Below are 20,849 nucleotides of genomic sequence, written 5' to 3'. Positions count from 1 at the left end.
TGAAAGGACTGTTGCGCTTATGGCAATAGTTGATTGGCCGCTTATATGTGTTCAACCCAATCCAATGTGGGAGCGAGCTTGCTCGCGATAGCATCACCTCGGTTCAGAAGTTGCACCGAGTCGCCTGCATCGCGAGCAAGCTCGCTCCCACAAAGGAGAGGGTTTCAGACGGGAAGATGAATCCCGAAAGTATTCATCCCATGATCACTGCGCACGAACACATCGCCGCCATGCATCAACGCAATTGCCTTGACGATGGCCAGCCCCAGACCGTGATTGTGGCCGCTGTTGCTACGCGACGCATCGACCCGGTAGAAGCGTTCGAACAGGCGCGGCAGATGTTCGTTGGCAATCGGCGAACCCGGGTTGGCGACGCCGATGCTGACTTGATGCTCCTGGGTTTCGATCCGCACTTGAATCACCTGTCCGGGCGCGGTGTGCTGCACCGCATTATTCAGCAAGTTGATCAATGCCCGGCGCAGATGGGCGATCTCGATGCGCACCTGCGCGTCACCACTGACCTCAACCTGGACCTGAGCGTCTTCGAGAATGAAATCCAGATATTCCAGGGTCGTGGCCACCTCGTCGGCCAGCGAGGTTGAGGTGAGCTTGGTCGCCTTGCTGCCCTGATCGGCGCTGGCGAGAAACAGCATGTCGTTGATGATCGAGCGCAGTCGCTCAAGCTCTTCGAGGTTCGATTGCAGCACTTCGAAGTAATGCTCGGCGGAGCGCCCGCGGGTCAATGCGACCTGGGTCTGGCCGATCAGATTGGTCAGTGGCGAGCGCAGTTCGTGGGCGACATCGGCGTTGAATGACTCAAGGCGCGAGTAGGCTTGCTCGACCCGTTCCAGGGTCGAATTGAACGAGCTGGCGAATTGATCGAGTTCCGGCGGCAACGGTGACAATCGCAAGCGCCCCGAGCGCAACGGCGGGGCCAGGCGCTGGGCTTCCTGGGACAGTTTGATCAGCGGCTTGAGCCCGATCCGCGCCACCCAATAACCCAGTGCCGAGGCCAGCAGCACACCGACAATCGCCAGGCTGATCAGCGCGACCAGCAGGTGATGCTGGGTATGGAAAAACGTTTCGGTGTCGATGGCGATCATGAAGCGCAACGCTGGGCGCTGGTCCTTGGCCGGGAACTCGCTGACCAGCACTTTCAGCGGATACGGGTGCTCCGGCAGATGCATGTCGCGCGTACCCAGCGGGCCTTGGGCAAAGGCACGGATCTGCGAGGTCAGGTTGCCGTATTCGTAGTGTGGATCGCCGCTGATGATCCAGAAACTGATGCGCTTGTCTTCTTCGCTCAGCAGGTTGAGCTTGTTGTTGATCTTCACCCAGTGCTCTGGCGTGCCGTAACGGCCGACCGTGGATTCGAGCACGCTGTAGCGCGCATCGAGTTCGGCTTCTGGCAGCAGGCCCAGGCCCTTGTCGACCTGCTGGTACAGCGCCCAGCCAATCAGCAGGAACACCAGCAGCGCCACCAGCGTGAACATTGCGCTCAGACGCAGGGCGATGGAATTACTGGACACCACGGCTCTCCAGCACATAACCCATGCCACGAATGGTGTGCAGCAGTTTCTCTTCGAACGGCCCGTCGAGCTTGGCCCGCAGGCGTTTGATCGCGACTTCGACGACGTTGGCGTCGCTGTCGAAATTGATGTCCCAGACCATCTCGGCAATGGCGGTTTTCGAGAGGATTTCACCCTGGCGCCGGGCCAGTACACTGAGCAGCGAGAACTCCTTGGCGGTCAGGTCCAGGCGTGTACCGGCGCGGGTGGCCTTGCGGCTGATCAAATCTATCCACAGGTCGGCGATGCTCACTTGCACCGGTTCATGACCGCCGCTGCGCCGGGTCAGCGCTTGCAGGCGTGCCACCAGTTCAAGGAAGGAAAACGGTTTGCCCAGATAGTCATCGGCGCCTTCACGCAAGCCCTTGATGCGGTCTTCCACACGCTCGCGGGCGGTGAGCATGATCACCGGGGTTTGCTTGCGCGCACGCAGGGCGCGCAACACACCGAAGCCGTCGAGGCCCGGTAGCATGACGTCGAGGACGATCACCGCGTAGTCGCTCTCTAGCGCAAGGTGCAGACCTTCCACACCATCGCGGGCCAGATCTACGGTGAAACCCTGTTCCGTCAGGCCGCGATGTAGATAGTCCGCGGTTTTTTCTTCGTCTTCGATAATCAGAACGCGCATGACCCCGCCTCAGTCTGTGGTCGCCAGCACCGGTTCTGGCGCAGGTTTAGGTCGATGGAATAGCCGCTCAAGCCACAAGTATATGACCGGTGTGGTGAACAGCGTCAGCGCCTGGCTCACCAGCAAACCGCCGACCACCGCGATCCCCAGGGGCTGGCGCAGCTCGGCACCGGTGCCATAGCCGAGCATCAACGGCAGAGCGCCGAGCAGGGCGGCGAGGGTGGTCATGATGATCGGCCGGAATCGTGTGATGCAGGCCTTGAAAATTGCGTCCTCGGGCGACATTCCGCCATTGCGCTGCGCTTCGAGGGCGAAGTCGATCATCAGGATGCCGTTCTTCTTGACGATACCGATCAGCAACACCAGCCCGATCAGCGCCATGATGGAAAAGTCCTGGCCGCAAATCCACAGCATGATCACCGCGCCGAGGCCCGCCGAAGGCAAGGTCGAAATGATCGTCAGCGGGTGCACGAAGCTCTCGTAGAGCACGCCGAGAATGATGTACACCGCCAACAGCGCCGCCAGGATCAGCCACGGCTGGCTGGCCAGCGAGCTCTGGAACGCCTGGGCCGCGCCCTGGAAATTACCGCTGATGGCGGTCGGCATGCCGATGTCGGCCTTGGCCTGGTTGAGCATGATCACCGCATCGCCCAGTGCCACGCCGGGGGCCAGGTTGAACGACAGGTTGGCGGCGGGGAACATCCCGTCATGGGCGATGGACAGCGGGCCGACAGTCGGCGCATCGAACCTGGCCAGGGCCGACAGCGGCACCATTTCCCCGCTCAGGGGCGAGCGCAGGTAGAAGTAGTTGAGGCTTTCGGCCTTGCCGCGCTGCTTGGTATCCAGTTCCAGGATCACGTTGTACTGGTTGATCTGGGTCTGGAATTCATTGACCTGACGCTGGCCGAAAGCATCGTACAGGGCTTCGTCGACGTCACTGGCGGTGAGGCCGAAACGTGCAGCGGCGCTACGGTCGATGCTGATGTGGGTGATGCTGCCGCCCAGTTGCAGGTCGTTGGAAATATCGCGGAACGCCGGGTTGCTGCGCAGTTTTTCCGTCAAGCGTTGGGTCCAGGTGCTGAGGGTCGCACCGTCGTTGCTCTTGAGCACGTATTGGTACTGGGCGCGGCTCGGGCCGGAGCTGAGGTTGATGTCTTGCCCTGCACGCAGGTACAGGACGATACCCGGGACTTTCATCAGTTGCGGGCGAATCCGGTCAATGAACTGACTGGCCGAGACATCGCGGTCGCTGCGTTTTTTCAGGGTGATCCAGAAGCGGCCGTTGGCGATGGTCTGGTTGCTGCCGGAAACCCCGACCGAGTGCGAGAACGTTTCCACCGCAGGGTCGGCGGCGACGATTTCCGCCATTGCCAGGTGTTTTTTCACCATGTCGCCGTAGGAAATGTCGGCAGCGGCTTCGGTGGTGCCGAGGACGAAACCGGTGTCCTGGATCGGGAAGAAACCTTTCGGGATCAGAATGTACCCGGCAACGGCCAGGCCCAGTGACAGGCAGAACACGCCGATCATCAAGCGCTGATGGGCGAGGGCGTGGCGCAGGCCTTTTTCGTACCATGCCAGCAGACGCTCGCCAAAGCCCGGTTTGTCGTGGGCATGATGCACGGGCGCGCGCATGAACAGCGCAGCGAGGGTCGGTGCCAACGTCAGCGAAACCACCACCGAAATCATGATGGTGGAGGTGGCGGTCAGGGCGAACTCCTTGAACAGCCGGCCGACCACACCGCCCATGAACAGCAGCGGAATGAACGCCGCCACCAGCGAGAAACTGATCGACACCACGGTAAAACCGATCTCGCCGGCGCCCTTGATCGCCGCCTCGCGCATGCCGTCGCCGGCCTCCAGATGCCGGTGAATGTTCTCCACCACCACGATCGCATCGTCCACCACAAAGCCCACGGCGACCACGATCGCCACCAGCGTGAGGTTGTTCAGGCTGAAGCCCATGACGTACATCAGCGCAAAGCTGGCGATCAGCGACACACCGAGCACAGCCGACACGATCAGCGTGGCCGACAGTTGGCGCAGGAACAGCGCCATCACCGCCACCACCAGCATCACAGCGATCATCAAGGTGATTTCCACCTCGTGCAGCGAGGCGCGGATAGTCTGGGTGCGGTCGATCAACACCTTGACCTGCACCGAGGCGGGCAACATCGCTTGCAGCGCCGGCAGCGCGGCCTGAATGCGATCCACGGTCTCGACGATGTTGGCGCCTGGCTGGCGGAAAATCACAAGGTTCACGCCCGGTTGCGAACCCGCCCAGGCCTGAACGTAGGCATCTTCCGAACCGTTGACGACTTTCGCGACATCCTTGAGGTGAACCGGTGCACCGTCCTTGTAGGAAACGATCAACTGGCTGTATTCGTCGGGGTGGAACAACTGGTCGTTGGTCGACAGGGTTGAAATGCTTGATTCGCCGTACAACGCCCCTTTGGCCAGGTTGAGGCTGGTCTGCTGGATCGCCAGGCGAATGTCCGCCAGGGTCAGGCCGATGGCGGCGAGTTTGTCGGCGGACACCTGGACACGGATCGCCGGACGCTGCTGACCGGTGATGACGACCTGGCCTACACCGTCGACCTGACTGAGCTGACGGGACAACAGGGTTTCCGTCAGGTCACTGAGCTCAGGGCCAGGCATCAGCGAGGAGTTGACGCTGAGGATCAGCACCGGGCTGTCGGCCGGGTTGACCTTGCGCCAGGTCGGCAGGTTCGGCATGTCCTTGGGCAGTTTGCCCGCGGCGGTGTTGATCGCCGCCTGCACTTCCTGGGCGGCGGTGTCGATGCTCTTGTCGAGGGTGAATTGCAGGGTCAGGTTGGTCGAGCCCAGTGCACTGCTCGAGGTCATCTGGGTTACCCCGGGAATGGCACTGAATTGCACTTCAAGGGGCGTGGCCACCGAGGAAGCCATGGTTTCCGGGCTGGCGCCGGGCAGTTGCGCGGCCACCTGGATGGTCGGGAATTCTGCCTCCGGCAACGGCGCTACCGGCAGGCGCGGAAACGCGATGACACCCAGCAGCACCAGGGCGAACGTCAGCAGGACCGTGGCCACCGGGTGGTCGATGCACCAGGCTGAAATCGAACCATGGCCCTTCATTGCGCCGCCTCCGATCGCACCACCTGAGGTGGCTCGGTCAGCACTTGCACAGTAGCGCCGGGCTTGAGCCGCGACTGGCCATCGCTGACCAGTACATCACCCGGCTTCACACCCTTGATGATGTCCTGGCCGCTGCCTTGATAGACCATCTGTACCTGCACGGCTTCGACCTTGTCCCCATTGACCCGGTACACGAAGTGCTGGTCGAGGCCGCGTTGTACGACTGTCGGCGGCACCACCAGCGCATCTTTATCCAGGGCTGTCTGAATCTTTACCGTCACCAGCAGGCCCGGCCAGAGTTTCTGTGCGTCGTTGTCGAATTCGGCTTTGGCGCGGATGGTGCCGGTGTTGGCGTTGATCTGGTTGTCGATCAGGGTCAGGTGACCTTCGCCGAGCAGGTTGCCGGTTTCGCCGTCGGTGTCGGCCCCGATGTAAGCCTTGACCCGGGCGTGCTGTGGGTCGTTGATCAGGCCTTGCAGGGTCGGCAGCATTTGCTGCGGCAGGGAGAATTCCACAGCGATCGGGTCGATCTGGGTCACGGTGAACAGGCCTTGGGTGTCGGTCATGCGCAGGAAGTTGCCTTCGTCGACGGTACGAATGCCGACACGACCGCTGACCGGGGAGCGAATTTGTGTGTAGGAAAGCTGTACCTCGGCGGAGTCAATCGAGGCCTGGTTACCTTGGGCGGTGGCCTTGAGCTGGTTGACCAGGGCTTGTTGCTGGTCGTAAGTCTGCTTGGACACGCCGTCGTCGACACTCAACAGCTTGTAGCGCTTGAGGTTGACCAGCGCCACTTGCAGTTGCGCCTGGCTTTCGCCCAGTTGTGCCCGGGCCTGGTCGAGGCTGGCGCGGATCGACCGGTCGTCGATGGTGGCCAGCAGGTCACCTTTTTTCACCAGTTGGCCTTCTTTGACCAGCAATCTGGTGAGGATGCCGTCGATTTGCGGGCGGACCACGACGCTGTGCAGGGACAGTACCGAACCGATGCCGCTGACGTAGCGCGGTACGTCTTTTTCGGCGACGGCGACCACGCGCACCGGGATGGCGGTGGGGGTGGCGAGTTTGGCCTTGGCCGGTTTGGTGGCGTACCACAGGCCCAGCGCTGCCAGGACGATCAGAAGGGCGACGAGCAGGGCGGATTTTTTCTGGATTCGCATGCGAGTGGGGCGCCGGGGCTGGGTGGTCGGTAGGTGGGTAAGGTAGTTTCCTTTATAAACCTGTTTGCTGGTCAGGAGGGTGACGGCTAACTGACGGCGCTGTCAGTTTGGGGGGACTTGGCGGCCTTTGGGCCGACCATGTTCTTGGTTGACCGTGTACATATCCGTTTCTTCGGTAACGGCCACTTATGGTTTCGCCCTTACGGCGACTCACTTTTTTAACAAGCGCCTCAAAAAAAGTAAGCAAAAAAAGCGCTCGCCCCGAACGTCCGGCCCCTCGCTGGGGCTCGGCGTTCCTTCGCTCCGGCATTCATCCGGGGGCATTGCCCTCCGGTCGGCTTCGCTTCGACCTACATGCAATGAGTTCGACTGCGTCGAACGGCGCTGCGCGCCAATCCCCGGATGAAAGCCTCCACTCAGCCTCCCGAGGGGGCGGGCAGATCAAAAGCAGCCGAGGCGGCCTACCGGCCGGCCTGATTTTCCTGACCGTGCATAATTCAAAATGTGGGAGCGGGCTTGCTCGCGAAGGCGGCCTGACAGCCGGCCAATTTCTGGCAGATTGATGCAAATCCAACTGTGGGAGCGAGCCTGCTCGCGAAAGCGGTGTATCTGCTCACAGAGATTTGAATGTGAGTACGCCATCGTGAACAGGCTCGCTCCCACAAGGGATCAATCTGATATGAGCCGGGCTCGGGCATCCATCAATTCGCCACCCGAACCCCACCCAGACTCCCGCTCAATTCATACGCCGCCAATTCCGCCTGATGCGCCGCCAGCAATTCCGGCAACGATCCACGCAAATACTCGACCCAGGTCTTGATCTTCGCATCCAGGTACTGGCGCGACGGGTAGATCGCATACAGGTTCAGTTCCTGGGAGCGGTAGTTGGGCATCACGCGCACCAGTGTGCCGTTGCGCAGGCCTTCTATCGCGGCGTACAGCGGCAGCACCCCAACGCCCATGCCGCTGATGATCGCGGTTTTCATCGCGTCGGCGGAGTTCACCAGGAAGGGTGAGCTGTTGATGGTGACCATTTCCTGGCCATCAGGGCCGTCGAAGGCCCATTTCTCCAGCGGAATCACCGGGCTGACCAGGCGCAGGCAGGCGTGGTTGAGCAGGTCGCTGGGTTTTTGTGCGCAGCCGTTGGCTTTGACGTAGGCCGGCGAGGCGCAAACGATGCTGTAGGTGATGCCCAGGCGCTGGGAGACGAAACCCGAGTCTGGCAGTTCGCTGGCGAGGACGATGGACACGTCGTAACCCTCGTCGAGCAGGTCCGGCACGCGGTTGGCCATGGTCAGGTCGAAGGTCACGTCCGGGTGGGTCTTGCGGTAGCGGGCGATGGCGTCGATCACGAAGTGCTGGCCGATGCCGGTCATGGTGTGCACTTTCAGTTGCCCGGCCGGGCGTGCGTGGGCGTCGCTGGCCTCGGCTTCGGCTTCTTCGACGTAGGCCAGGATCTGTTCGCAGCGCAACAGGTAGCGCTTGCCGGCTTCGGTCAGGGCGATGCGGCGGGTCGTTCGGTTGAGCAGGCGGGTTTGCAGGTGGGCTTCCAGGTTGGAGACCGCGCGCGAGACGTTGGCCGTGGTGGTGTCCAGTTGCACGGCGGCGGCGGTGAAGCTGCCGGCTTCGGCCACGTAACTGAAGGCGCGCATGTTTTGCAAAGTGTCCATGGGGGGCTCTCGGGTGCGATGGCAAATTGTGACACGAAGTTTCAGAGTCTGAGACCCCAGACTTAAGGATTATCTCGTTAACGGTAACAAAGATTCACAGGAATCCCAGCTTATCGCCATTCAGGCCGCCCCATAGAATTGCGCAACTTGGGGAACCGGGGCTCGACCCACCGCATAACCTGTGGGAGCGGGCTTGCTCGCGAAGACGGTCTGACATTCACCATCAATGTCGACTGATGTACCGCTTTCGCGAGCAAGCCCGCTCCCACAAAAGCGGAACTCCAGTTTCCAGAAAATCTCGTACCTCCCCCTATTTCAGGAAATCGCAGCAGTGCCGCGTCGCATCAGCAGAGCGCTTCAGCCGCTCAGTGTTTTGGCTTTAACCCTGGCAATCAGCGGCTGCATCGGAACCGGAGGTATTGCCCCACAGGGCAAGGCGCTGGAAGCCAACTCACTGGCTACCGACGAAGCGATCCAGAGCGCCGCGCAGGATGCCCACTGGCCCACCGCACAATGGTGGCAAGCCTACGGCGACCCGCAACTGAATCGCTGGATCGACCTCGCCCTGCAAGGCAGCCCGAGCCTGGCCATGGCCGCCGCCCGGGTGCGTCAGGCCAGGTCCATGGCCGGCGTGGCCGAAGCGGCCGAATCGCTGCAGATCAATGGCGAGTCCACCCTCAAGCGTCACAACTGGCCTACCGACCAGTTCTATGGCCCCGGTGAGCTGGCCAACAGCACCACCTGGGACAATAACGCCGCGCTGGGTTTCAGTTATGCCCTCGACCTCTGGGGCCGCGAAAGCAATGCCACCGAGCGCGCCGTGGACATGGCGCACATGAGCGTTGCCGAAGCGCGTCAGGCCCAGCTCGAATTGCAGGACAACATCGTACGGGTCTACATCGAGTTGTCGTTGCATTACGCCCAGCGGGACATCGTTGAAGCGACCTTGAAGCAGCAACAGCAGATTCTCGAACTGGCGCAAAAGCGTCTGGACGGTGGCATCGGCACCCATTTCGAAGTCAGCCAAGCTGAAACACCGTTGCCGGAAACCCATCGTCAGATCGACGCCCTCGACGAAGAAATCGCCTTGAGCCGCAACCAACTCGCCGCCCTCGCCGGCAAGGGCCCGGGGGAGGGCGCGCAGTTGCAGCGGCCAACGCTGTCACTGGGTGCGCCATTGAAGCTGCCGTCGTCGCTGCCGGCACAATTGCTCGGTCAACGCCCGGACGTGGTCGCCAGCCGCTGGCAAGTGGCGGCGCAGGCGCGGGGTATCGATGTCGCCCATGCCGGTTTCTACCCGAACGTCGATCTGGTCGGCAGCCTTGGCTACATGGCCACCGGCGGTGGGGCAATGGAGTTCTTGACCGGCAAGAAACTCAACTACAGCGTGGGGCCGGCGATTTCGTTGCCGATCTTCGATGGCGGGCGCTTGCGCTCGGAGTTGGGCGAAGCCTCGGCGGGTTATGACATCGCCGTGGCCAAGTACAACCAGACCCTGGTCAATGCCCTGAAAAACATCTCCGACCAGTTGATCCGCCGCGAGTCCATGGACAAACAGCAGGCGTTCGCCGCCGAGTCGGTGGCCACTGCGCAGAAGACCTACGACATCGCGATGATCGCCTACCAGCGTGGCCTGACCGACTACCTCAACGTGCTCAATGCCCAGACCTTGTTGTTCAAGCAGCAGCAAGTGCAGCAGCAGGTTCAGGCGGCGCGCCTCAGTGCCCATGCCGAACTGGTGACGGCGTTGGGCGGTGGTCTCGGTGCCGGTATTGACGTGCCGAACGCCGAACAGACTCAAGTGCCGAAAACCCCGAGCCTTTTGCGTTGAACACGAACCCTGTGGGAGCGGGCTTGCTCGCGAAAGCGGTTTGTCAGGCGGAAAAATGCTGACTGACACTCCCTCTTCGCGAGCAAGCCCGCTCCCACAGGTCCTGAGTCTGACCTTATTTTTATTGAGCAGGATTTCATGACTCCCTTGCCCGCACCCTTGCGCTGGCTGTACTCCCTGGAATGGCGCCGGGGTTTCTTCGACTGGGCACGCAGCGACGGCGTGACTTGGGTCTACATTTTCAAGGTACTGTTCGCGGCATTCCTGACGTTATGGCTGGCCATGCGCCTGGAGCTGCCGCAACCGCGTACGGCGATGATCACGGTGTTCATCGTCATGCAGCCGCAAAGCGGCCAGGTGTTCGCCAAGAGCTTCTATCGTTTTCTCGGCACCCTGGCCGGTTCGGCGGTGATGGTCGCGCTGATCGCCCTGTTTGCGCAGAACACTGAGTTGTTCCTCGGTTCGCTGGCGATCTGGGTCGGTATCTGCACGGCAGGCGCCGCCCGCTGCCGCAACTTCCGCGCCTACGGTTTCGTCCTCGCCGGATACACCGCGGCGATGGTCGGCTTGCCCGCGCTGGCCCACCCGGATGGCGCGTTCATGGCGGCGGTCTGGCGGGTATTGGAAATCTCGTTGGGCATTCTCTGTTCGACCCTGATCAGTGCCGCCATCCTGCCGCAATCGGCTAGCGCGGCGATGCGCAATGCCTTGTATCAGCGTTTTGGTGTGTTCGCCCTGTTCGTCACCGACGGCTTGCGCGGTCGCAGCCGGCGGGAGGCGTTCGAGGCCGGTAACGTGCGTTTCATCGCCGAAGCCGTGGGCCTGGAAGGCTTGCGCAGTGTCACGGTGTTCGAAGACCCGCACATGCGTCGGCGCAATGGCCGGCTCAGTCGCCTGAACAGCGAGTTCATGGGGATCACCACGCGCTTCAATGCCTTGCACCAGTTGCTTGAACGCTTGCGCAGCAGCGCGGCGGACACCGTGGTGGCGGCCATCAAGCCGGGTCTGCAGGACCTCGCCGAGTTGCTCGACGGCTTCAGCGGACGTGCCCTGACCAGCGCCGATGCGGCACGCCTGGTCGCGGTGCTGAGCGCCTACAAGGAAGGTTTGCCGGCGCGAGTGCGCTGTCTGCGGGCAACGTTCCAGCAGCACAATCCGAGCGATGCCGAGCAACTGGATTTCCACACCGCGTACGAGTTGCTTTATCGCTTCGTCGACGACTTGCACGGTTATGCACAGACCCACGCCTCCCTGGCCGATCACAGTCACGAACGGGAGCGCTGGGACGAGCCGTTCACCCCGCAAACCAACTGGATGGCAGCGGCAGCATCGGGAATTCGCGCAGCGTTCATTCTGGCGGTATTGGGCAGCTATTGGGTGGCAACCGCCTGGCCGAGCGGGGCGACCATGACCCTGATTGCCGCCGCGACGGTGGGCCTGTCCGCCGCCACCCCGAACCCGAAACGCATGGCCTTTCAGATGGCGTGCGGGACATTGCTCGGGGCGCTGATCGGCTTCGTCGAGATGTTTTTCATTTTCCCGTGGATCGACGGATTTCCGTTGCTGTGCGTGATGCTCGCGCCGGTGATCGTACTGGGCTCGTTCCTGACTTCGCGGCCGCAATACGTCGGCGTCGGCCTGGGTTTGCTGATCTTCTTCAGCACCGGTTCGGTGCCGGACAACCTCACGGTCTACAACCCCTACACCTTCATCAACGACTACATCGCCATGGTGCTGGGCATGCTGGTGTGTGCAGCGGCCGGGGCGATCATTCTGCCGCCCAACAGCCGCTGGCTGTGGCGTCGGCTGGAGCAGGATTTACGCGGCCAGGTGGTGTACGCCATCAGCGGCAAACTCAAGGGATTGGCATCGAGTTTCGAAAGCCGCACCCGCGATCTGGTGCATCAGGCCTACGGCTTCGCGGCGGGCCAACCGCAAGTGCAGCGGGACTTGCTGCGCTGGATGTTCGTAGTGCTGGAAGTCGGCCACGCGATCATCGAGTTGCGCAAGGAACAGGCAATTTTGCCGGTGCATCCGGCCTATGCCGAATCCCAGCCGTGGCGCCAGGCGATCCGGGTGATGGGGCGTGCGCTGGTGCGGCTGTTCCTGCAACCGAACAGCAGCAATCTCGAACGCGCGCTGATTGCCGTCGATCACGCGATCAGCCGTGTGCAGTCCACCGACGAACCCTTCGCCCCGCACTTCGATACCTCGGCGTTGCGCCGGGTGAAGAGCTACCTGCACTTCATCCGCACCTCTCTGCTCGATCCGCAATCACCGCTCGCCACCTTCGCAAGCAGCCAGCCCCAAGGACTTGAACATGCCTCGTGAAATCGCCTTCCACGGCGTGTACATGCCGACCATGACCCTGATGTTTTTCTTCACCGCGGCGCTTTCCTGGGCGCTGGACCGGTTCCTGTCCGGGTTCGACCTGTACCGTTTTTTCTGGCATCCGGCGTTGCTGCGCCTGAGCCTGTTTACCTGTCTGTTCGGCGCGTTGGCGCTGACTGTCTACCGTTGACTCTCTATCACTGAGAATGCCCCGATGAAAAAGTTTTTCAGCCTGCTCGCGACCTTGCTGGTGCTGGCTCTCGCGCTGTGGATCGGCCGCTCCTTGTGGGAGCACTACATGAACACGCCATGGACCCGCGACGGCCGCGTGCGCGCCGATATCATCAACGTCGCCGCCGACGTCACCGGCGAAGTGGTGGACGTGCCGGTGCGCGACAACCAGTTGGTGAAGAAGGGCGATTTGCTGATGCAGATCGACCCCGAGCACTACCGTCTCGCAGTGAAACAGGCACAGAGTCTGGTGGCATCGCGCAAGGCGACCTGGGAGATGCGCAAGGTCAACGCCCATCGTCGCGCCGATATGGACAACCTGGTGATCTCCCGGGAAAACCGTGACGACGCCAGTAACCTCGCCGACTCGGCCCTGGCCGATTACCAGCAGGCCCAGGCGCAACTGGAAGCCGCCGAGCTCAACCTGAAACGCACTGAAGTGCGCGCGGCGGTGGACGGCTACGTGACCAACCTCAACGTGCATCGCGGCGACTACGCGCGCATCGGCGAGGCGAAAATGGCCGTGGTCGACATGAACTCGTTCTGGGTCTACGGCTTCTTCGAAGAAACCAAGCTGCCCCACGTGCGCGTGGGTGATAAAGCCGACATGCAACTGATGAGCGGTGAAGTACTCAAGGGCCACGTGGAAAGCATCTCGCGTGGCATCTACGACCGCGACAACCCGGAGAGCCGAGAGCTGATTGCCGATGTGAACCCTACGTTTAACTGGGTGCGTTTGGCGCAGCGGGTGCCGGTGCGGATTCACATCGATGAAGTGCCGGAGGGTGTGCTGTTGGCGGCGGGGATTACGTGTACGGTGGTGGTGAAACAAGGCGATGGTGCTTAACCCATTCCCCTGTAGGAGCGAGCCTGCTCGCGATGAACCAGAGCGCGCCGCGTGTATTCAGAATGCACGCGTTATCGTTGACGTCCATCGCGAGCAGGCTCGCTCCTACAGTTGATCGTCGTCGTGTTCAGCAGAAGGTCTCTTGCAGATGCCGCCAAAGAATTCTGCCTTCCACCTTCTCGAACACCACGGTCGAGCGACGATCCGAGTGCAGTCCGGTCGCATCGGTCTGCTGTTCACGGTAACTCACGGTCGCGCCACCGTCATGCAACGCAATACCGCGCAACTCACTGAGCTCGATGCGGAACCCGAGCTTCTTGCCGCCCGCCAATGTGAACAATTCGTTCAGCGCGTCAAAATCCAGCACCCGGCCGAGCGGCGAGACCATGGAGAACTGCGGCGAAAAACGTGTCAGCAGTTTTTCGAGTTCGCACGCGTCACGTTCTTCGGCCAGCCATTGTTCGATGGCCACGTGGGCCTGGATCACTTCTTCGAAGTATTCGGTGTAGTCGGTCATTGTGCAGTTACCTGACGTTTTGTAGGGACTGTGCGGGCCTCTTCGCGAGCAAGCCCGCTCCCACAATTAATTGTGTTTCTTCAGGAACAACTCGGTCAAATGTGGGAGCGGGCTTGCTCGCGAAGGTGTCGACGCGGTCTCAGAGCTGCCCACGCAGCCCGAACCGCTTCATCAGCCCGGACTCGAGCCAACCCTTGGGCAACAAACCCGCCAGCAGCGGCAACGCGCGGCTGCCATTGCCCAGGCGAATCAGTCGCGGTGGCTTGTCCTGCTGCACAGCCTTGAGCAAACCGACGGCAAATTCACTGGCCGGGGTCGGGTTGTCCTGAGAGGCTTTGGCCCGGGCGCGTATGCCTTCGCGCAGCGGAAACCATGGCGACTGTTCGCTGATCAGTTGCTCTGCTTCGTGCCCGGCATTCCTGGCGAAACTGGAAGCGATGGCTCCCGGCTGGACTTCCATGACCCGCACACCGAACGGCGCCAGTTCCATGCGCAAGGCATCGCTCAAGGCATGCACGGCGGCTTTCGAGGCACAGTAGGCCCCGGCGAATGGCGTGACCAACACACCCGAAACGCTGCCGATATTCACAACCAATCCTTTGGTCCGGCGCAGCACGGGAAACATCGCGCGAGTGACGCCGACGATGGCGAACACATTGGTTTCGAACTGGCGCTGCATGGCTGGTACGCCACCATCGAGCAGCGGTCCCATGGCGCCATAACCTGCGTTGTTGATCAGCACGTCGAGACCACCGCGCTCCTGGTTGATGCGCTCGCTCAACTGCTCAAGGGCAACACCGTCGTTTACGTCCAGTTGCACAGCGGTAAATCCGGCAGCGTTCAGCATGGCAACATCTTCGGTCTTGCGCGCACTGGCCCAGACTTCATAGCCGGCGACTTTGAATGCGTCGGCAAGGGCGCGGCCAATGCCGCTGGAGCAACCGGTAATCAACGCAACGGGCATGGCGCATTCCTTGTGCAAAAGAGAGGGGGAGGGATCAGTCGGAAAAACTACCCTGCAATCGCTCGGCGCGAAACTCCAGGGTTTCCGGACGGTAGCCAGGGCGCAGTGGCGGCAGCGGCAAACAGTCTTCCCAGTTGCCACCGGCCTGCAATTCACCAGGGCCACGATAGCGCGGGGCGGTGTATTGATTGTCGGCCAGGTTCACCGTATCGCCCGGTGCATAAGCCGCGACCCGCCAGCGCAACTCAGTGAGCGGCACGTCATTGCCGTTGTTCAGGGTTAATTGCAATGGGCGGTCGGCGGGACACTGCTGCGGTGCGTAACTGATGCGCAACTCCAGGCGTTGCAGTTGCTTGAGTTCGTGGTGGTCCATCCAGATGACCCAGGTGGCGACGATGCCCAGCCCCACGGCGGCGGCCACGGATACGGGCAAGGCCTTGGCCGGATAGCGCAGCAACAGGATCAGCCAGGTGATGACCAGCAGGACGCCGATGAACATGACGTGAAATCTCGGGAATAGAGAGGGTCATCCTACCTAAGCGCAGGTGGGGTTGGCGATGGGCGATTCGGTGGTGTGCCGACTGGCCCCATCGCGAGCAAGCTCGCTCCCACAGTGTACCGAGCCGAGCACAAAATATGTGATCAACCCAACACCCTGTGGGAGCGAGCTTGCTCACGAAGAGGCCAGTCGAGGCACTGCAAAAAGCCAGACAAAAAAAGCCCCCGCCCAGCCTGCTGCGGATAGGGAACGCAGCAGGCTGGACGGGGGCTTCTTGTTTTACTGAACGTTACTGCGCGATGGTTTTCACCGACACGCCACGCTCGACCGGCGTCGAGCGCCCGTAGATATCTTCAAACCGCTCGATATCGTCTTCGCCCAGGTAGCTGCCCGATTGAACTTCGATGATCTCCAACGGAATCTTGCCCGGGTTGCGCAAACGGTGAACCGAAGCGATCGGAATGTAGGTCGACTGGTTCTCGGTCAGCAGGAACACGTTCTCGTCACAGGTCACCTCGGCGGTGCCGCTGACCACGATCCAGTGCTCGGCGCGGTGGTGGTGCATCTGCAGCGACAGGCAAGCCCCCGGTTTGACCGAGATGTGCTTGACCTGGAAGCGGCCGCCCATGTCCACCGAGTCGTAGGAGCCCCACGGACGGTAGACCTCGCAGTGGTTCTGGGTTTCGCTGCGGCCCTGTTCGTTGAGGGTGTTGACCATCTGCTTCACGCCTTGGACCTTGTCCTTGTGGGCGATCATCATGGCGTCCTTGGTTTCGACCACGACGATGTTTTCCAGGCCGATCACCGACACCAGCTTGCCGTTGCCGTGGATCATGCAGTTTTTGCTGTCCTGGATCACCACGTCGCCTTTGGTGACGTTGCCGTTAGCGTCTTTTGCATTGACTTCCCACAGCGACGACCAGCAGCCGACATCGCTCCAGCCCGCGGTCAGCGGCACGACGCAGGCGCGTTGGGTTTTTTCCATCACCGAGTAGTCGATGGAATTGTCCGGGCAGCACGCGAAGGTGGCTTCGTCGAAGGTGATGGTGTCGGCATCCTGGTGGCTGCGCTCCAGGGTCAGCACGCAGGTGTCGTAGATGTCCGGATCGTGCTTCTTCAGTTCTTCAAGGAAGCGGCTGGCGCGGAACAGGAACATGCCGCTGTTCCAGAAGTAACCGCCGGACTGGACGAACTCGGTGGCGCGCTTCACGTCGGGCTTTTCGACGAAGTGCGAGACGCGGCTGACGCCTTCAGGCAGCAGCGAGTCGTTGGTCGACTTGATGTAGCCATAACCGGTTTCCGGCTTGGTGGCCGGCACGCCGAACAGCACCATTTCACCGTTTTCGGCGGCGACGGTGGCCAGGGCCAGGGCGCGTTGCAGGGCTTTCTGGTCTTCCAGCACGTGGTCCGCCGGCAGCACCAGCATCAGCTCGTCGCGACCTTCGTTGACCAGCATCAACGCGGTCAGGGCCACGGCCGGCGCGGTGTTGCGACCGAACGGTTCCATCAGGATGCGCTGGGTTTCCAGCTTACGCGCGGCCAACTGCTCGTTGACGATAAAGCGGTGGTCCTTGTTGCAGACCACGATTGGCGAATCCATGCCTTCGAACACCAGGCGTTCCAGGGTTTGCTGGAACAGGGTGTGTTCGCCGGTCAGGGCCAGGAACTGCTTGGGGAATTGCTTACGGGAAAGCGGCCAAAGACGTGAGCCACTACCACCTGACAAGATCACCGGAATCATGTTTTTACTCCTTGAAAATCGATTGGTTAGAGCTACTGCGTTCTGTCGTTTCACTCTTGTTTTTGTTCCGCGTCCGGATTGACTACTCGATCTACTGTGGGAGCGGGCTTGCTCGCGAAAGCGGTGGGTCAGTCAACATCATCGTTGAATGTGAATCCGTATTCGCGAGCAAGCCCGCTCCCACAAGGGGATTGGGGTCAATCCGGCAAATTCATTAGCGCGTCGACACCGGGCGTTTCACCCAGACCGGCGACAGGCTGCTGCCGCTGCCAGTGACGTACAGCACTGCGGCTTCACCGCGTTCCAGGGCGACCGGTTTCACGTCGCCGACTTTGGTGGTGCCGTCGTACAAGGCCAGGCTGACCTTGACCGGGTTGATTTCACGCTCGCCGCGACCCTTGGGCGCAACGTTCGGGACCACGTCGGTCTTACCGTCGGCGGTCTTCAGGGTCAGCGCCTTGTCGCTGAGGTTTTGCACGCGTACCAGGGACTTCTGTTTGTTCTTGAACGGCGGCTCTTCGATCAGTTGCGGGGCGCCGCTGGCGTTGTTGACCAGGGTGTAATAGTGGTCGCCGGCCAGTTTCACCGGCAGGGTCTGGCTGCCAACCTTGGCGCTGTAGTCGCCGCCCGGCATGAAGCTGAAGTCAGTGCTGGACAGTGGCGCGACGTCGCTCAGGTTGGTGCTGCCGACGGTGGCGCTGACTTCGGCGTTGCCGGCGTTGTAGATACGCACGAAGGTCGAGCCTTTCGGTGCGGTCGGGCCGTACAGGGCGGCGTCGCCTGCGGCGAAAGCCTGTACCGACAGCACGCTGAGGCCGGCAACCAGGGCAAAGCTTTTAGCGAGACGACGAGGAGTTGTAGTGAAAGTCATGGTGTACCTCTCTTTCAGTTTTGCGCCCGGTCGGGCGTCTCGGATTTAGTGTTTGCAGCTACGTTTTGTTGGCGGGCGCCGGCTTGTTTAAGCTCTGCGACCCACTGCGGGTCGGCGTCGCCGATTTCGTTGTTCACGGGCAGATATCGTTCAGGGAACTCCCAGATCAGCACCTGTGGCGGGCTGTTCTTGAAGGCGTCGCTCTTGAGGTAGCTGAGCATCGGCAGAATCGGACCGTGGCCGTCTTCGGCGTAATTGACCACGTCGCTGTTCAGCGCTTGCTTGAGCGCCCCGACGAAGTTCCAGTTGGGGTTGGCGCTGTAGCTGGTGCCGATCAGGGCCACCGGCACTTCGGTGTTGGCGAACAGCGCGTCGTCACCGGCGGATTGATCTTCAGCCACGACCGTATTGCGCTTCTGCAATTGCTCCTGTTTAGGCATCAGGTTTTCGAACAGCGGGTCCAGTGGCAGGAACAGACGCAGGTCGCCCTTGTGCGTAATGGTTTCGGCAGGTTCAGTGACGAAACGCTGGGGCTCGCCGCTCAGCGGATACTTGTCGGCAATGGTCCTGGCCAGACGGTTGGCGGCGATCTCGGCACCTTGCGGTGTCCAGTGGGTGTCGGTGCGCAGGAACACTTGCTGGCCATTCTGCTTGGCCTGTTGCAGCGGGCCGAGCAGGTCAGGGGCCGGAATACGGTCGGCGGCCAGGCGCTGGTGGAAGTCCTTGTAGAGGTTGGCGTGGATGCTCGCCGGTTTCACTTCACCGAGGTGTTCCGGGTACAGGCGCACCTTGGCCGGCACCACCGCCATCACCAGTTGCACGCCTTTTTCCTTCAAGGTCTGGCGTACGCCTTCGACCAGCGCGTAGTTGCCTTGCAGGTTCAGCTCTTCGTTGACTACCGGGTGGAATTCTTCATCGCTGTACAACCACTGGTCGCGACCGAGCACCACGCCCGGACGACCTTCGTTGAACAGTTTGAAATCCAGCGCGGCCCAGAGGTTGGTGCCCAGGCGTTTGATCGGGAACTCGTCGTCGTAGTGCGTTTCCACGGCTTTGCTCCAGCGGCCGTTGAGCACAGTCGCATCGGCGTTGGTGCTGAAGCCGAAGAAGCTGCGCACCGACCACAGACCGAGCACCAGCAAGGTCACCAGGAACAGCGCGATGTAGAAGATGCGTAATGAGCGGGTCATGGTCAGATCCCTCAGAACTGGAAGTAAAGGAACGGCGAGAAGCTCTGCGCCGAGAGTTTGAGAATCGAGGCAATGAACAGCAGCAGCACCAGCGCACGCATCACGTAACGCGACCAGTCAGCGGTCCAGTAGGCCGGTTGCACCTGGGCTTCGACGCCGACGGTGTAGCCTGGCTGGTGGATGCTCGCCGGGTTATCCCCAGGCGCGGCCTTGATCGTTCCCGGTGTCGCAGCGGCCGGGCCGTCGGTGTCGGCGCTCACGGCAGGCTTGGTCTTGACCGGAGGCTGGTTGGTGTAGAAATCGCGCAGGCCGAAGAACGCCAGGGTCACGTAGGCCACGATCAGGGTCGCCACTTGCAGACCGGTGAGGCTGGCCTGGTTGAGTTCCGACAGCGACCAGTCGCCGAAGCTGAACATCGCACCGTACATGCGCCCGGCGACGTGCAGGTTTTCCGCGCGGAAGATCACCCAGCCCATCACCACCAGCAGGAAGGTCAGTGCCCAGCGGATCGGGTTGAAACTGCGTGGCGAGGTGTTCAGGCCGATGGCTTTTTCAATCGCCAGCCACATGCCGTGCCACGCACCCCAGACGATGTAGGTGATGTTCGCGCCGTGCCACAGACCACCAAGCAGCATGGTCAGGAACAGGTTGCGATAGGTCATCAGCGTGCCTTTGCGGTTACCGCCGAGGGTGATGTACAGGTAGTCACGCAGCCAGGTCGACAGGCTGATGTGCCAGCGCCGCCAGAACTCGGTGATCGATTGGCTGATGTACGGCTGCTTGAAGTTTTCCATGAAGCGGAAACCCATCATCAAGCCCAGGCCGATGGCCATGTCGCTGTAACCGGAGAAGTCGAAATACAACTGCGCGGTATACGCCAGGGCGCCGAGCCAGGCATCGCCCGTGCTCGGGTTTTGCAGGGCAAAGCAGTGGTCGGCCACCACCGCCAGGGTGTCGGCGATGAAGACTTTCTTGATGAAACCCTGCATGAACCGCGTGCAGCCCTCGGAGAACTTGTCGAGGGTGTGGGTGCGGTTGTTGAACTGGTCGGCCAGGTCACGGAAACGCAACACAGGGCCTGCGATCAAGTGTGGGAAGATCGCCACGAACGCTGCGAAGTCGATCAGGTTGCGGGTCGCCGGGGTGTCGCCACGGTAGACGTCGATGATGTAGCTGATGGACTCGAAGACGTAGAACGAGATCCCGATCGGCAGCAGCACGTGGGTCAGGATGAAGGGTTCCAGGCCCACCGACGTCATCATTGCGTTGATGCTGTCGACGCCGAAGTTGGCGTACTTGAAGTAGCCGAGGATGCACAGGTCGACAGCCACGCCGAGCAGCAGCCAGCGCTGCGCCGGTTTGGTTCTGACCCCGGCGGCACCGACTTTCAGGCCGATCCAGTAGTTCCACAGCGTAACGCCGGCGAACAGCGCGAGGAAGTCCACACGCCACCAGGCGTAGAACACGTAACTGGCAATCAGCAGCAGCAAATTGCGATAGCGTTGCCCGCTCAGATAGTACAAGCCGAGGAAGATCGGCAAGAATAAAAACAGGAACACGTTGGACGAAAAAACCATCCCGATCTCTCCTTGTTTGAACCAACAGTCAAGGGCCAACGGCCCCCCCAAACCCCCCACGGAAATCCGGGGGGCATCACACTCAACTAACGTCTTGCACTGACCCAGTGTGGGAG

Annotated in this window: 16 protein-coding genes; 4 read left to right on the top strand and 12 right to left on the bottom strand. The window is 61.4% G+C overall.

The window, feature by feature from the left end; all coding sequences use genetic code 11:
- Positions 1 to 164: 164 nt before the first annotated feature.
- The 5 genes from PspS34_RS23090 to PspS34_RS23070 form a co-directional block, all read right to left on the bottom strand.
- Positions 165 to 1,529, bottom strand: a complete 1,365-nt coding sequence (locus tag PspS34_RS23090; RefSeq protein WP_150814289.1) for a heavy metal sensor histidine kinase — start codon at positions 1,527 to 1,529, stop codon at positions 165 to 167.
- A complete protein-coding gene (locus PspS34_RS23085; RefSeq protein WP_056726212.1) occupies positions 1,519 to 2,196 on the bottom strand; it encodes a heavy metal response regulator transcription factor in 678 nt (225 codons plus the stop codon). The genes PspS34_RS23090 and PspS34_RS23085 overlap by 11 nt, the downstream gene beginning before the upstream one ends.
- Positions 2,197 to 2,205: 9 nt before the next feature.
- Positions 2,206 to 5,307, bottom strand: coding sequence for a multidrug efflux RND transporter permease subunit (locus PspS34_RS23080; protein WP_090457605.1), 3,102 nt, complete (start codon positions 5,305 to 5,307; stop codon positions 2,206 to 2,208).
- Positions 5,304 to 6,464 carry an efflux RND transporter periplasmic adaptor subunit gene (locus tag PspS34_RS23075; RefSeq protein ID WP_057713371.1) on the bottom strand — a complete coding sequence of 387 codons (1,161 nt, stop codon included), beginning with the start codon at positions 6,462 to 6,464 and terminating at the stop codon, positions 5,304 to 5,306. Before PspS34_RS23075 ends, PspS34_RS23080 begins: the two co-directional genes overlap by 4 nt.
- Positions 6,465 to 7,165: 701 nt before the next feature.
- The gene (locus tag PspS34_RS23070; protein WP_150814291.1) at positions 7,166 to 8,134 is read right to left on the bottom strand and encodes a LysR family transcriptional regulator; all 969 of its coding nucleotides are present in this window, start codon (positions 8,132 to 8,134) and stop codon (positions 7,166 to 7,168) included.
- A 331-nt stretch (positions 8,135 to 8,465) separates the two neighbouring features.
- Here PspS34_RS23070 and PspS34_RS23065 point away from each other — a divergent pair, with 331 nt between their 5' ends.
- From PspS34_RS23065 to PspS34_RS23050, 4 genes are all read left to right on the top strand, one after another.
- Positions 8,466 to 9,965, top strand: coding sequence for an efflux transporter outer membrane subunit (locus PspS34_RS23065; RefSeq protein ID WP_154860493.1), 1,500 nt, complete (start codon positions 8,466 to 8,468; stop codon positions 9,963 to 9,965).
- Positions 9,966 to 10,103: 138 nt separating this feature from the next.
- Entirely contained in the window at positions 10,104 to 12,296 is a 2,193-nt protein-coding gene (locus PspS34_RS23060; RefSeq protein ID WP_154860492.1) for an FUSC family protein, read from the top strand.
- The gene (locus PspS34_RS23055; RefSeq protein WP_154860491.1) at positions 12,286 to 12,486 is read left to right on the top strand and encodes a DUF1656 domain-containing protein; all 201 of its coding nucleotides are present in this window, start codon (positions 12,286 to 12,288) and stop codon (positions 12,484 to 12,486) included. The genes PspS34_RS23060 and PspS34_RS23055 overlap by 11 nt, the downstream gene beginning before the upstream one ends.
- Positions 12,487 to 12,510: 24 nt before the next feature.
- A complete protein-coding gene (locus PspS34_RS23050) occupies positions 12,511 to 13,374 on the top strand; it encodes an HlyD family secretion protein (RefSeq protein WP_057395860.1) in 864 nt (287 codons plus the stop codon).
- A 127-nt stretch (positions 13,375 to 13,501) separates the two neighbouring features.
- Here the strand turns inward: PspS34_RS23050 and PspS34_RS23045 are convergent, their stop codons facing one another.
- The 7 genes from PspS34_RS23045 to PspS34_RS23015 form a co-directional block, all read right to left on the bottom strand.
- Positions 13,502 to 13,891 (bottom strand): DUF4440 domain-containing protein, encoded by a 390-nt coding sequence (locus PspS34_RS23045; protein WP_154860490.1) that lies wholly within the window; start codon positions 13,889 to 13,891, stop codon positions 13,502 to 13,504.
- 139 nt (positions 13,892 to 14,030) lie between these two features.
- Entirely contained in the window at positions 14,031 to 14,855 is an 825-nt protein-coding gene (locus tag PspS34_RS23040; protein WP_154860489.1) for an SDR family oxidoreductase, read from the bottom strand.
- 34 nt (positions 14,856 to 14,889) lie between these two features.
- Positions 14,890 to 15,354 (bottom strand): hypothetical protein, encoded by a 465-nt coding sequence (locus PspS34_RS23035; RefSeq protein ID WP_057713377.1) that lies wholly within the window; start codon positions 15,352 to 15,354, stop codon positions 14,890 to 14,892.
- A gap of 289 nt (positions 15,355 to 15,643) precedes the next feature.
- Positions 15,644 to 17,095, bottom strand: coding sequence for a mannose-1-phosphate guanylyltransferase/mannose-6-phosphate isomerase (locus PspS34_RS23030; protein WP_057713378.1), 1,452 nt, complete (start codon positions 17,093 to 17,095; stop codon positions 15,644 to 15,646).
- A gap of 214 nt (positions 17,096 to 17,309) precedes the next feature.
- The gene (locus PspS34_RS23025) at positions 17,310 to 17,966 is read right to left on the bottom strand and encodes an alginate O-acetyltransferase AlgF (RefSeq protein WP_057713379.1); all 657 of its coding nucleotides are present in this window, start codon (positions 17,964 to 17,966) and stop codon (positions 17,310 to 17,312) included.
- A 14-nt stretch (positions 17,967 to 17,980) separates the two neighbouring features.
- Positions 17,981 to 19,156, bottom strand: coding sequence for an alginate O-acetyltransferase (locus PspS34_RS23020; RefSeq protein ID WP_057713380.1), 1,176 nt, complete (start codon positions 19,154 to 19,156; stop codon positions 17,981 to 17,983).
- Positions 19,157 to 19,167: 11 nt separating this feature from the next.
- Positions 19,168 to 20,733, bottom strand: coding sequence for an MBOAT family protein (locus PspS34_RS23015; protein ID WP_154860488.1), 1,566 nt, complete (start codon positions 20,731 to 20,733; stop codon positions 19,168 to 19,170).
- Between the last annotated feature and the right edge of the window lie 116 nt (positions 20,734 to 20,849).

The sequence above is a fragment of the Pseudomonas sp. S34 genome, from assembly GCF_009866745.1.
Lineage (GTDB): Bacteria > Pseudomonadota > Gammaproteobacteria > Pseudomonadales > Pseudomonadaceae > Aquipseudomonas > Aquipseudomonas jessenii.
This window is presented reverse-complemented; position numbering and strand designations above follow the sequence as displayed.